Below are 13137 nucleotides of genomic sequence, written 5' to 3' on the forward strand. Positions count from 1 at the left end.
ATTTATTGCAATAATATAAAAAAATCGGGATTAATTTACATTTATTAAATTGAAACAAGTTTTTTTACAGGTCAATGTGCTTCATACCAATTGTTTCCGAATCCTGTACTAACCGTTAGAGGCACAGAGAGTTTTATTACATGCTCCATACAATTCGTCACCAGGCTTTTCAGGAGATATTGTTCGGATTTATGGCATTTGAAATTGAGTTCGTCATGAACTTGAATGATCATTCTGGACATCAATCCTTCTTCCTGAATGCGTTTTTGGATACAGATCATAGCCATTTTTATAATATCGGCAGCCGATCCCTGTATCGGAGCATTGATGGCATTTCGTTCCGCCATCCCTCTGACTACGGCATTCCGGGAGTTTATGTCCCGGAGATAACGTCTGCGGCCCATAATTGTTTCGACAAATTCTTTTTTTCTGGCTTTTTCGACGGATTCTTCCATGTATTTTTTCACGCCTGGATAAAGATCGAAATAACCGTCGATCAATTCTTTGCCTTCTTTGCGGCTGATGTGGAGTCTTTCGGCCAAGCCCCAGGCAGATATACCGTATATGATACCGAAATTAGCTGTTTTAGCCCGGCGGCGCATTTCAGGAGTTACTTCCTCTAAGGTGACATGATAAATTTTTGAAGCTGTAGCGGTATGTACATCTATACCGTGATTGAAAGCATGAATCAATTCTTTATCCTGACTTAAATGAGCCATCAACCGTAATTCGACCTGGGAATAGTCGGCTGAGAAAAACAAATAGTCGTCATTACCGGTAACGAAAGCCTTACGGATTTTCCGGCCTTCTTCTGTGCGGATAGGGATATTTTGCAGATTCGGGTTCAGGCTGCTTAAACGACCGGTTGCCGCTTCTGCCTGATTGAAATGAGTGTGTATTTTTCCTGTCCCCGGGTCGATAAAACTGGGAAGTGCTTCTGCATATGTCGTCAAAAGTTTTTTTAATCCCCGGTAATCCAGTATTTTATTGATAATGGGATGTTCGTCTTCTAATTTTACAAGCACTTGTTCTGAAGTACTGTATTGACCGGATTTTGTCTTTTTGTGATTACTGTCGATTTTCAGTTTATCGAAGAGTACTTCACCCAATTGCTTGGGGGAACTGATGTTGAATTCCTGATGAGCTAATTCATAGATTTCTTTTTCAATGATATCGATCCGTTCTTTTAGTTCGCTTGAAATGGACTGAAGTTCGTTACAATCGATGCTTACTCCTTCGTATTCCATGTCGGCGAGTACAAAAACCAGTGGCATTTCGATGTTGTTATAGAGTGCCAGTAAGCCGGTCTGTTGCAGATCGTCACAGAGTTTTTCACGAAGCTGGAAGATAACATCGGTTTTCTCTGCAAAATCGTTATCTTCCGTCCCTGCTTCTTCATCGAACTGGAGCGTGAGTTGCTGATCTTCTTTTTTACTTCCCGAGAGTTTATAATTGAGGTATTCCAAAGCAACCCGGCCTAAGTCGTGTGATATGTCCGGATGGAGTACATAATGGGCTATTTTAATGTCGAAAATATCATTTTTGAGTTTGATACCTGCTCTTTTCAACCAAATGATATCGTTTTTTACATCGGCCGATATTAAAATTTTATTTTTGTTTTCAAAAATGGCCTGGAATTGGAGTATGATTTCCAATGCCTTGTTTTTGTCATTAGGCAGATTGATATAACTTACTTCGTGAAGTTTTGTCGAGAAGCACAGATGAGTCGGCCAGGAATTATACAGAGTCCCGTTTTTGAAAACAACATATAAAGCATAAAGATCTGCTTCTTCCAGTTTTTGCAGTAAAGAAGCCGGATCTTGGGAATGGTCGGTATAACTGACTTTGATGTCCGACAATTTCTCTGAGGTATCTTCTTCTATATCTGTATTCAATACCCGTTTTACCAATGAAAAGAGTTCCAGTTCTTTGAAAATAGGATCCAGAATTTTTACATCGATATGTTTCTTCTCAAGATCTTCGGGAGTGATATCGGTAGGAACTTCGGTACAAATAGTGACCAGGGTACGTGACAAATGGACGGTTGGCTGGCAATCGAGCAGATTCTGCCGTTGTTTGCCTTTGAGTTCATCGATATGGGCATATATTCCGTCGATATCTCCATATTTATAGACCAGGGTAGCAGCGCTTTTAGGGCCGATTCCGGAACATCCCGGAACATTGTCCGCCGTATCTCCCATCAGTCCTAAAATATCGATGACCTGATCCACCCGTTCGATCCCGAAGTGATCCAATACTTCGGGAATACCCCAGACTTCCGATTTATTTCCTGAACGTCCGGGTTTATACATAAAAACTTTTTCACTGACCAGCTGGGCATAATCTTTATCCGGCGTGATCATAAAAACGGTATAACCTTCTTTCTCCGCTCTTTTGGCCAGGGTACCGATAAAATCGTCGGCTTCGTAACCCGGCGCATCCAGACAAGAAATACCCAGACCTGCGATAATTTTTTTTATATAAGGAATGGATTTTCTCAGATCTTCCGGCATCGGGGGACGTTGTGCTTTATAAGGTGTGTACATTTCGTGCCGGAAAGTGGGACCTTCGGGATCGAAAATCACTGCGATATGAGTCGGTTTTTCTAATTCTAATAATTCGATCAGAAAATTACAAAAACCAAAGGTGGCGGAGGTGTTTATTCCTGTGGTGGTAATCCGGGGATTATTGATAAAAGCATAATACGACCGGTATATCAGTGCATAGGCGTCTAGTAGGAATAAGGTCTTAGGATCTGACATGAATATAGGATTAAAATTTATACGGACAAAGTTAGAAAAAAAGCTCATCAGTAAGTATATCGGAGGGAGGCTTTTATATGTTATATTCTAAACATTGAGAATCGTATTTGTACTAAAAAGAGAGATTCTCTGAAAAATAAATGGGATACATTTGCAAGAAATAGATTTGTTTGTATATTTGTCGTCACAAAACAAAAACAGAGCGATGAAATCATTTTGGAATGCATATTATTTTTATTTTTACTTTTTTAGCAGAGAGTAAAGGGCTTCCGTGTAATGATTAAAAAATAGGATTAAAGTAAGCCCTGATCACTCAGGGCTTTTTTATTTGGACAAAGATGGCGACGTATTTTCGATTTAGCAGCTGGTTTTATTTTTACTTCTACTTTTATTTTATGAAGAGTAGCCGGAGGCTGTGTATTTTGTCCTGAAAATAATAATGGAATAATATAAACCCCGGCATAATGTCCGGGGTTTTTTATTGACCGATATACGAATTAAAAGTGACGGAAAATGACGAAAATTGCAATTCAAGGAGTACACGGATGTTTTCACGAGCAAGCTGCCCGGTTGTTTTATAGAAATGAGATCGGTGTGTGTGAATGTCTTAGTTTTGAAGATTTGTTTGTTGCTTTGGATCAGGGAAAAGCTTCGGGAGCTATCATGGCTATCGAGAATACCGTGGCAGGAGGATTATTACCGAATTATTCTTTGTTGCATAAACATTCCCGCAAAGTGAAAGGGGAGGTATTCCTTCGGATTCAGCAAAACCTGATGGCTTTGCCCGGGCAGACTATAGAAGAGATTACTGAAGTGCATTCCCATTATATGGCTATAGCCCAGACCCGTGAATTTTTTAAATCATATCCACATATCCGTTTGGTAGAATCGGAAGATACAGCCAAAAGTGCTGCCGATATAATGCGGAACGGACAAAGACGGATCGGTGCGATTGCTTCTGAATTGGCTGCAGAATTATTCGGTTTGGAGATTCTTCAGGCTAGTATAGAGACTCATAAGCAAAATTTCACCCGTTTTCTGATCCTGGACGACCATATTACCGTATCAGAGAAAGATATCGATAAATCCTCGATTTGCTTTACGTTGCCTCATAAGACAGGTCGGTTATCGCAGGTACTTTCCATATTTGCCTTTTATGACCTTAACCTGACGAAAATACAATCCTTGCCTATACCGGGGAAGGAATGGCAGTATTTTTTTTATGTGGATCTGAAATTCGATGATTACGGACATTATCTGGAAGCGATGAATGCTGTAAGACCATTGGTCGATGAACTGACAGTGATGGGGGAATATAAAAGTTATTGTTGATTAGAAAGTATATAAGTTGTAAATCAAAAATCGTAAACGATGATAATTAAACCGGCAAACAGAACGAATAGTGTCAGTGAATACTATTTTTCAAAAAAATTACAAGAGATTGATTTGATGAACCGACAAGGAGCCGAAGTGATTAATCTGGGAATCGGTGCCCCTGACCGGATGCCACCCGAGGAAGCTATCCTGACTTTGATCAAAGAGGCTCAGCATCCAGGTAATCACGCTTATCAAAGTTATAAAGGAATAAAAGAACTGCGTGAAGGATTTGCTACCTGGTATAAGAAATATTATCGGGTAGATTTGAATCCGGATACGGAGATTCAACCTTTGGCCGGTTCTAAAGAAGGAATTTTGTTATTGTCTCTGGCTTTTTTGAATAAAGGAGATCAAGTGCTTGTACCTAATCCCGGATATCCCACTTATTCCTCGGCTTCTTTACTGGCAGAAGCCGGGATCGTGCTTTATGATTTGAAGGAAGAAACCGGGTGGATGCCCGATTTTGAACAGTTGGAAAACAGGGATCTTTCCAGGGTAAAAATGATGTGGACAAATTATCCGAATATGCCTACCGGAGCAAAAGCTACGATGGCATTATACGAAAGGTTGATAGAGTTTGGCTTGAAACACCGGATTTTGATCTGTAATGATAATCCCTATAGTTTTATATTAAATGATGAACAGCTGAGTATTTTGAGTATCGATGGGGCGAAAACCTGCTGTGTGGAACTGAACTCACTGAGTAAAGCACATCATATGTCGGGTTGGAGAATCGGGATGATTGCCGGAGATGCAGATGTCATTTCCCAGGTGTTGAAAGTGAAAAGCAATATGGATTCGGGTATGTTCAAACCGCTCCAATTGGCAGCTGTGAAAGCTTTATCCCAAAAAGATGATTGGTATGCACAATTGAATGCAGAATACCGGGAAAGACAGAAATTGGCCGGAGAAATTTTCGATCTGTTGGGTGTGAGATACGATAAACATAGCGGAGGTATGTTTTTGTGGGGAAAGATCGATGACCGGGAAGAGAGTGGGGAAAAATTGTCGGATATGATTTTGCAAAAAGCGCATGTATTTATTACTCCCGGTTTTATTTTTGGAAGTAACGGCGAACGTTATATCCGGATTTCATTGTGTGCGAAACAAGAGGTATTACGTGAAGCTGCCGGACGGATTCGCCGGGTTTTACATGTGAGTCATTTTAAACATGGTTCGTGGTGTTGAAGCAGTTGTAAATGTCGGATAAAAAGAAATGTTGATATGCAAGTTGGAATAATAGGAGTTGGATTGATCGGTGGTTCTATGGCAGTAGATTTGAAAAACCGGGGTTTTGCCGATCGTGTTGTCGGGGTTGAAGCGGATGCTTTGCATGCTTCGGCTGCGAAGGAATTGGGATTGGTCGACGAAATCGTCAGTTATGAAGAATGTATTGCTATGAGCGATATGATTGTCGTAGCTGTGCCGGTAAGTATAGCTATCCGGATGATCCCGGATATACTGGATAAGGTGGACCGTCAGGTAGTGACCGATGTCTGTTCGACGAAAGAAAAAATCAACGATATGGTTCGTTATCATCCGAACCGGAAGAATTTTGTCGCTGCTCATCCCATGGCAGGGACAGAATATTCGGGTCCCTGGGCTGCTTTGCCCGGATTATTCGACGGACGGGCAGGCATTATTTGCAATGCTGAAGATTCGGATATGCAAGCCGTCGAACTGGTCAAGCAAATGTATGATTGCCTCAATATGAGGGTGATATATATGCGGGCCGCACATCATGACATGCATACGGCTTATATTTCCCATATTTCCCATATCACTTCTTTTGCACTTGCGTTGACTGTTTTGGAAAAAGAAAAGAATGAAAAGAATATCTTTGACCTGGCTTCCGGTGGTTTTTCATCGACGGTACGATTGGCTAAAAGTAATGCAGACATGTGGGCTCCGATATTCTCTCAGAATAAAGAGAATATATTGACTGTTTTAGATACCTATATCGAAAAATTGCAGGAATTTAAAAAACATATTGCAGATTATGATGAAAAAGGAGTGAAGGACTTGATCCATAAGGCTAATAAGATAAAAAGGATCATCCGGTAAGAATACTAATTTGAATTTATAAAAAAGAAATATATGACAGCGACAAAATTAGATTTGGTAAAAGTAGAGGACTGGGGATTATTTACAGATACTACTAAGCCTATTATTATTGCAGGACCTTGCAGTGCGGAGAGTGAACAACAGGTTTTTGAAACAGCCAAAGGTTTGAAGGCCGCCGGAGTGGAAGTTTTGAGGGCAGGGATCTGGAAACCCCGTACCCGTCCGAATTGTTTCGAGGGAGTCGGTTCCGAAGGATTAGTCTGGATGAAGCGGGTGCAGCGTGAGTTAGGAATGAAAATTTCTACGGAAGTAGCTAATGTCAAACATGTGTACGAAGCTCTGAAAGCCGGCGTGGATATGTTGTGGATCGGGGCACGTACTTCTGCCAATCCTTTTGCTATGCAGGAAATAGCCGACGCTTTAAAAGGTACCGATATTCCGGTTTTAGTGAAAAATCCTGTCAATCCGGATGTCGAACTCTGGATCGGTGCTTTGGAACGCTTAAATATGGCAGGACTGAAAAAAATCGGTGTGATTCATCGGGGTTTTTCTGCTTATGTAAAATCCAAGTACCGCAATGTTCCTCAGTGGCAATTACCTATCGAGATAAAACGGCGTTTTCCCGATATGTTGATGATTTGTGACCCAAGCCATATTTCAGGTAAACGGGAATATATTCAGGAAATTTCCCAGCAAGCGATGGATTTGGGGTTCGACGGACTGATCATCGAATCCCATATTTGTCCTGAAATAGCTTTGAGTGATGCTGCACAGCAAGTCACACCGACTTCTCTTCGGGAAATTTTAGGAAAACTGATTATCCGGGATATAGATTCGGAAAACATAGAATACAAGGAAAACATAGATGAATTGCGGGCGCAGATCGATGATATCGATAACGATATATTGGAGCTATTGACCCGGCGGATGAAGGTATCCGACGAAATCGGAAAATATAAAAAGCAAAATAATATTACTATTCTGCAACCCGGACGTTGGGATAAAATCCTGGAAAAGGTGTTTGTCAAAGGAGCTGAGATGGGACTGGATAATGAGTTTTTAGAAAAAGTTTTCAAAGCGATTCACCAAGCTTCCATCGACCGGCAAACAAAGGTGATGAACGAATAGTTTGTGTTTTCAAGTTTCCAGGTGACAGCAGCCGGCCAATAATTTGACTGCTGTATTCCCGGAAACTTTTTATCGTTTGCTAAAAGGTAACACCGATGCCTACCGTATAAGCATGCAGTTCCGGGCCTTTATCGGATTTGAACATATTGGTCAGCGTGTAGCTTCCCCAAAGGCTCAGGCGTTTATAGCCCACTCTTCCGACGAGATCGGCTTTGAAGGGGACCATATTGAAATTATTTTTTTCTTTCTTTTTGTGTTTATCCCCGCTGCTATCTTTATAAACGACTTTTGTTTTCGAATGTAATCTTACCCCTCCCATAATACCTCCGGAAATATAGAATCGGTTTCTTTTAGCCGCAGGCAGTTGAAGTTCAAGCATTAAAGGGATGGTCAGGTAGAAAGTTTTAAAACTACTACGTTTAACACTGGCAATTTTATCATTTTCGTGTAAGTCGATCGGAATAAGTTGATGATCGGCCCAGGTTACGGAACTATAATTATTTTCGAACCGTAGCCGCTGATATTCAAACCCGGCCCCCCATACAATACCGAAGTTATTTCGATGTACCAGATTGATACTGTGTTTAAAGACATTGAATTGCATTGCAAAAGAATGACTCCAATCCAATTCCATAAATTCTCCGTATTCTTCATATGCTGTGCCTTCATACATCGAATAGTCGGTATTACCGAAATTGACGAAACCATAATAGAATCCACTCCAATGTCCTTCGAATGGCGGGTATTGGTCGTTTTTACAGATATGTCCCCGTTTATAGGCATTACGGCCTATGATAAATAATTCGGAAATATTTGCTTCCTTGTGTTTTTGACTACTGTCTCTAATAATCATTAATTCAGAGGTATCGGAATGGACTTTTTTTTCCGGTGAAATGATGATCAATTCGTCTTTTCCTACAGTAGAATCCTTCGGTTGAACCGGATTTTGTGCTACGATATTGAAAATTGGAAAAATCAAAATGATAGCGAGTAGAATTTTCATGATTGTTATTTTTAATTATTTATGTGTTATTTCGAATGTGACGGATTAAGGGGGATATTTGTTACTCCTTACCGATATTGTTTTTCAATTTTTCTGCAATCATTTTTCCTGTATTGATCATAGAAGAAAAGAGGTTGTTACTTAAAAATTTACTTTCCGAAGGCTTCCAGGCTATCGCATTTTCTGTTAAAATAAGTTCTGAAGAATTAAAAGCAGGAGAACTCATCCGGATTTTTGCCGCTTCCTGAACCGAAGTAGGAGTTATTCCACAAATGGGTAATTCCTGGATGGTCATTACCGGGATTCTTGTCGGTTGTACCGGAATAACCGGCTTTGGACAAGGAAGCGGGGGCAAAGATTGCTCTTTTATAGATAGAACCCGATCTATAGCAGGAATCTCGATCGCAGGCGGAAGGACCATGGTTATTTCGGTTGCCTGGGGGTGAATATCATCGGACTTCAGGACTGTTATAGCGATGGTCAGTATCAAAAGGAGAATAGCAGCAATCGAACTATATTTGTACCCTAATTGCCGGTAAGCCGAATGGTAAAGCTTGGATTTTCGGGTATAACGTATTTTCGTGTCCGGTGTTAGTTTCAGTTGACGGTATACTTCTGCCTGTTTTGTTATTTCTTGTTTACGGGAAGAGTGCTTAATGTCTGAAATATCTTGTGTGCTGAGCGAATTCTCAGCAATAGCGATCGCATAATAATCTTTACATGCATGGAGTTCATCTTTTTTGAGGTTTTCTTTACGGGTATATCGGACCGAGGGAGCGGTTAATTTTATTTTTGCTATGTCATCCAATAATTCCGCCAGATCTTGATTAAACAAAAGAAATACCCGTAAATCATGAATATCATCCTTAGAAAGAGTACCTTCTAAGTAGTCGATGAAATATTTCTCATAATTATTTCTATTTATATTCATGATATATTGTTAATAATAGTATTTGTATTAAAGTATCAGTTCCGGTTTACGAATAAAGTCTTTCATAAAATTCCGGGCTCTGAAAATATACACTTTCACTTGAGTCTCGGATAAAGAAGTAATTTCTGCAATTTCTTTGTAAGAGTAATTTTCATAATCCCTTAATAATACAACCGTCTTCTGTATCGGCGGTAATTTATTGAGTGCAAATTCGAGGATTTCATTTAAATCGGTAAATTTTTCCTCGGTCAAATAACTTGTCGGATTTATATTTTCAAAGTCTGCATTCTTTTTTTCATGACGAAACGTGTCGATCAGCTTGTGATAGGCGGTGGTAAAAAGGAATGACTTCGCTTTAACGCATGCAATTTCGGAGACATTTTCCCATAAAATCAGGAAACTGTCTTGTACGATATCGTCAGCTAATGCTTTGTTGTGACTGGATTTTACGATAAATCGGAACAAAGCATCTGCGAAATCATCAACGCATTTATTATATTCTTTTCTCGTCATGTTGCAGATATGACGATCGAATATAGCTAAAAGTTACAAATAAAACTAATTCTGAACTTCGTTTATCTTTTCTGTAGGATCGTGGAAGGATATAGAATTGAAGAATGTTTCCATTTCGTTTTGAATGACAGACATATGGCGGGTACGTCCTCCTATCGATATTTGATAAATATAATTATCTCTGAAAATAAATCTTTTAATATAGGTCATCTCATACTTATCTTTATAGATAGAGTATTGAATTTCTTTGATAATCATATTTTCGTAAGGAATCGTTTTTTCTTCTTTGAGGATCGCCGTTTCGATAGATAAACTCCCTTTTTTAAGTTCTTCATAAAGTATTTGAGCGTATTCACTTGTTATTCTGATCTTTTTAGATGACATATCTGAACAAACAATTCCAAATACGCAGGTCAGATCTTTGGTTTGGTAAATGGTGGAACGTATCCCGTTGTTTGTATTTACAATCTTTTCAGGAGTATTAGGAAACAGGAACGAAATACATTCCGGGGTCTGAATTCTTTGCCATTTTCCGGAGTCAGGCAATAACAGGCTAAATAATAGGCTGATTTTTATCAGTAACATCATCTTACAACTGCATTTTATTTATTTTTGTCGTAAAATTAGCGTATTTGCCGGGAAGACCGTTAATATAATGTTTAAAATATCTGAATAATAAATGAAAGTAGCTGGGATAGAAGTAGGAGACAGGCCATTGATATTGGCTCCGATGGAAGATGTGACCAATCCTCCTTTCCGGAAATTTTGTAAGAAATATGGTGCGGATTGGTTGTATTCTGAGTTTGTATCTGCCGATGCGTTGGTTCGTTCGGTGAATAAATCGTTGAAAAAATTGACGATCGATGAAACAGAACGTCCGGTTACGATTCAGATCTACGGACGTTTTATCGATTCTATGGTCGAAGCTGCCAAAATTGTGGAGGAGGTTCGGCCTGATTTTATAGATATTAATTTTGGATGTCCGGTGAAACGGGTTGCTCAGAAAGGGGCCGGAGCCGGCATGTTGAAGGACATTCCTTTGATGGTTGAAATGACACGGCAGATTGTACAAGCCGTTAAGATTCCTGTGACGGCAAAAACCCGTTTAGGCTGGGATTGTGAGCATATCATTATCGAAGACATTGCTGAACGTTTGCAGGATGTGGGGATTCAGGCTTTGGCTATTCATGGGCGTACCCGTTCTCAGATGTATTCCGGAGAAGCCGATTGGGAACCGATTGCCCGGGTAAAAAATAATCCCCGGATAAAAATTCCTATTTTAGGCAATGGAGATATTACTTCTCCGGAGAAAGCGAAAGAGGCTTTCGAGAGGTATGGAGTCGATGGCGTAATGATCGGAAGAGCTACGATCGGGCATCCCTGGATATTTAAACAAATCAGGCATTATTTTGAAACGGGTGAGTTATTACCCGATTTATCTGTAAAAGAACAGATCGAGGTGATCAAAGAACAAATTCTCTTATCGGTAGAGTGGATCGACGAGGTTCGTGGATTACTGCATATGAGGCGTCATATGGCCTATATGTTTAAAGGTTTACCTCATTTCAGGGATCTTCGGATCCGAATGTTACAGGCTCCGACGATCGACGTTCTTTGGGAGGTTTTCGATGAAATAGAAAAGCGCTATTCAGATGATTACAACCTGATCATTTCAGATTGATTTCTTTTATTTCCGACCATAGGATGTATACTGGATTTTGACCGTTCCTGAAAATAATAATTCCATTGTTATCCTGATTGACATCACAAGTTTCTCCCAGGCTGAGCTGACTGTTATTCCGTAGCGTGATAAAGGAATATTTGTAATTTTTTGGTGCGATGGAGCGGATGTAACGAAACGGGATACGGTAGCTGATCGTATTGTTTTTACCGTCGAGCACTTCAAATTCATAGCTCTCGTCCAGATCGTAAGCCAGGTTACCGGCGAAAGTTTGTCCCGAGCGGGTGACTACTTCTCCTTTTATGGCTTGGGGACTTGGAAAATCATCATAACTCAATAAATTCAATTCGGAGATGGGGATGATCGTCAATTCTTCGAATTGTGCCCGGGATACACATACGCTACCGATATTGGGCATGTTGATCGTTATGTTTTCTACTGGGTAAAGTGCATTGATCTGTGCATCTGCAGGGTCATCGTTTGGAGAGACTAAGGGGATCAATCCGAAAGTATGGTTCCCGTTTTTACCTTTGAATGCATATAACTTCTTTATTTTGTTTAAAAAAGTATTTATCTGGTTCATTTTTTCCTGACTTTGTCTTTGCTGGGAATTCCAATAAATGATTCCCTTGTATATACCCTGGGTACTTTTTACCGTACCGGCGACTTGGTTCGTTTCGGGGGCAATGGCCTCCTTGTCTGCTCCCATAAAATGAATTTCACTGATATGATCCCATTTTATCGAGGTCGTTTCGGTTGGAGTAGTAATTCGTATATGGGTATTTATGTCCGATGAGTACCCTTTGACCAAAGTGAGTCGGTCTCCGTTTTTTAATTGCAGAACGATTTCATTTACGTCAGTGGGCCGGATACTTTTTATATTTCCGAAACGGCAACAAAAATTATGTGTCGGAGGTGTTATGAATTCCCTGTCGTTTGCTCTGAAAACCAATCCGTCGCTCCTTTTGAAATAGGAACGATAAGGATTTTCAATTTTCGAGGCCTCAAAAAAATCTATCCAATAATTTTTGTTCCCATTCCAAGTGATGAAACCTTTATAGACTTTATTCTCTACTGTCATAATTTCACCGAAGATCCGGTAAGCGGCATCGGTTTGTGCAAAACTGATTGTGAAAATAAAGTTGGATAAAAGGATTACGATAAATTTTTTCATAGCTAAGACAATTTTCAACTATGACGAACAGCACCTGTAGATTGTTACAAAGCGAGAAAAAAATAACCGGAATATCAGTTTCCGGTTATTTTCTTTAAGTGTTTATATACATGTTTACCCTAATGTACGATTATAAGTGCAAATATGTATATAACTGCTTTTCTTTATTTAATAAATGGAATAGATAAAGGATAAGGCCATAAGTTTCCCTGGCTTGCTTTGACGGAACCTATGATAATAAATGTCAGGTTACATATCGCCAGGGCGATGAGCAGGACGACACCGATCCCTATAAGGCAAAGTATACCACTGACAATACCGTAAATCAAGCAGGAAATAATCCAATTCATCACGATTTTTCCATTGGCATCGATGTATTCGGAGCTATCTTTTTTAGTCAGCCACAATACTAAAGGCAATATCCATCCCAAACCGACGACGATACTTCCGGCCAATTGGGAAAGATGAATAAACATGGCATATTGTTTTTCCGATTCCATGATT

At 39.8% G+C, this 13137-nt stretch carries 12 protein-coding genes; 5 read left to right on the forward strand and 7 right to left on the reverse strand.

From position 1 onward, the window contains the following. Positions 1-71 precede the first annotated feature (71 nt). Complete coding sequence (polA, locus tag WS34_RS03965) at positions 72-2762, reverse strand: DNA polymerase I (protein WP_046403274.1); 2691 nt, start codon at positions 2760-2762, stop codon at positions 72-74. Positions 2763-3275: 513 nt separating this feature from the next. On the opposite strand from polA, the gene WS34_RS03970 reads away from it, so the two are divergent. The 4 genes from WS34_RS03970 to WS34_RS03985 are packed head-to-tail and all read left to right on the forward strand — an operon-like array spanning position 3276 to position 7331. Further along, positions 3276-4094, forward strand: coding sequence for a prephenate dehydratase (locus WS34_RS03970; protein ID WP_046403276.1), 819 nt, complete (start codon positions 3276-3278; stop codon positions 4092-4094). 39 nt (positions 4095-4133) lie between these two features. Further along, positions 4134-5327: a pyridoxal phosphate-dependent aminotransferase gene (locus tag WS34_RS03975; protein WP_046403277.1), complete on the forward strand. Its 1194-nt coding sequence runs from the start codon at positions 4134-4136 to the stop codon at positions 5325-5327. Positions 5328-5345: 18 nt separating this feature from the next. Continuing rightward, complete coding sequence (locus tag WS34_RS03980) at positions 5346-6203, forward strand: prephenate dehydrogenase (RefSeq protein ID WP_259305996.1); 858 nt, start codon at positions 5346-5348, stop codon at positions 6201-6203. 33 nt (positions 6204-6236) lie between these two features. Further along, the gene (locus WS34_RS03985) at positions 6237-7331 is read left to right on the forward strand and encodes a bifunctional 3-deoxy-7-phosphoheptulonate synthase/chorismate mutase type II (protein ID WP_046403280.1); all 1095 of its coding nucleotides are present in this window, start codon (positions 6237-6239) and stop codon (positions 7329-7331) included. Positions 7332-7410: 79 nt separating this feature from the next. Here the strand turns inward: WS34_RS03985 and WS34_RS03990 are convergent, their stop codons facing one another. From WS34_RS03990 to WS34_RS04005, 4 genes are all read right to left on the reverse strand, one after another. Beyond that, positions 7411-8334 (reverse strand): outer membrane beta-barrel protein, encoded by a 924-nt coding sequence (locus WS34_RS03990; RefSeq protein WP_013612889.1) that lies wholly within the window; start codon positions 8332-8334, stop codon positions 7411-7413. Between the two features lie 61 nt (positions 8335-8395). Next, positions 8396-9265 carry a hypothetical protein gene (locus WS34_RS03995; protein WP_046403283.1) on the reverse strand — a complete coding sequence of 290 codons (870 nt, stop codon included), beginning with the start codon at positions 9263-9265 and terminating at the stop codon, positions 8396-8398. 27 nt (positions 9266-9292) lie between these two features. After that, complete coding sequence (locus WS34_RS04000; protein ID WP_013612887.1) at positions 9293-9778, reverse strand: RNA polymerase sigma factor; 486 nt, start codon at positions 9776-9778, stop codon at positions 9293-9295. Positions 9779-9823: 45 nt separating this feature from the next. Further along, positions 9824-10366: a hypothetical protein gene (locus WS34_RS04005; RefSeq protein WP_013612886.1), complete on the reverse strand. Its 543-nt coding sequence runs from the start codon at positions 10364-10366 to the stop codon at positions 9824-9826. Between the two features lie 91 nt (positions 10367-10457). On the opposite strand from WS34_RS04005, the gene dusB reads away from it, so the two are divergent. Further along, positions 10458-11459, forward strand: a complete 1002-nt coding sequence (dusB, locus tag WS34_RS04010; RefSeq protein ID WP_046403286.1) for a tRNA dihydrouridine synthase DusB — start codon at positions 10458-10460, stop codon at positions 11457-11459. On the opposite strand, the gene WS34_RS04015 is transcribed toward dusB, so the two are convergent. Together WS34_RS04015 and WS34_RS04020 are read right to left on the reverse strand one after the other, a co-directional pair. After that, entirely contained in the window at positions 11446-12633 is a 1188-nt protein-coding gene (locus tag WS34_RS04015) for a hypothetical protein (protein WP_046403289.1), read from the reverse strand. The two genes, dusB and WS34_RS04015, sit on opposite strands and share 14 nt — an antisense overlap. A 164-nt stretch (positions 12634-12797) precedes the next feature. Further along, positions 12798-13133, reverse strand: coding sequence for a DUF4870 domain-containing protein (locus WS34_RS04020; protein WP_013612883.1), 336 nt, complete (start codon positions 13131-13133; stop codon positions 12798-12800). Between the last annotated feature and the right edge of the window lie 4 nt (positions 13134-13137).

This window comes from Odoribacter sp. N15.MGS-14 (assembly GCF_000980245.1).
Lineage (GTDB): Bacteria > Bacteroidota > Bacteroidia > Bacteroidales > Marinifilaceae > Odoribacter > Odoribacter splanchnicus.

Coding starts and splice junctions, on each gene's coding strand:
- WS34_RS03990 (WP_013612889.1), bottom strand. CDS start 8,334: ATGAAAATTCTACTCGCTATCATTTTGATTTTTCCAATTTTCAATATC.
- WS34_RS04000 (WP_013612887.1), bottom strand. CDS start 9,778: ATGACGAGAAAAGAATATAATAAATGCGTTGATGATTTCGCAGATGCT.
- polA (WP_046403274.1), bottom strand. CDS start 2,762: ATGTCAGATCCTAAGACCTTATTCCTACTAGACGCCTATGCACTGATA.
- WS34_RS04020 (WP_013612883.1), bottom strand. CDS start 13,133: ATGGAATCGGAAAAACAATATGCCATGTTTATTCATCTTTCCCAATTG.
- WS34_RS03985 (WP_046403280.1), top strand. CDS start 6,237: ATGACAGCGACAAAATTAGATTTGGTAAAAGTAGAGGACTGGGGATTA.
- dusB (WP_046403286.1), top strand. CDS start 10,458: ATGAAAGTAGCTGGGATAGAAGTAGGAGACAGGCCATTGATATTGGCT.
- WS34_RS03995 (WP_046403283.1), bottom strand. CDS start 9,265: ATGAATATAAATAGAAATAATTATGAGAAATATTTCATCGACTACTTA.
- WS34_RS04005 (WP_013612886.1), bottom strand. CDS start 10,366: ATGATGTTACTGATAAAAATCAGCCTATTATTTAGCCTGTTATTGCCT.
- WS34_RS03970 (WP_046403276.1), top strand. CDS start 3,276: ATGACGAAAATTGCAATTCAAGGAGTACACGGATGTTTTCACGAGCAA.
- WS34_RS03975 (WP_046403277.1), top strand. CDS start 4,134: ATGATAATTAAACCGGCAAACAGAACGAATAGTGTCAGTGAATACTAT.
- WS34_RS04015 (WP_046403289.1), bottom strand. CDS start 12,633: ATGAAAAAATTTATCGTAATCCTTTTATCCAACTTTATTTTCACAATC.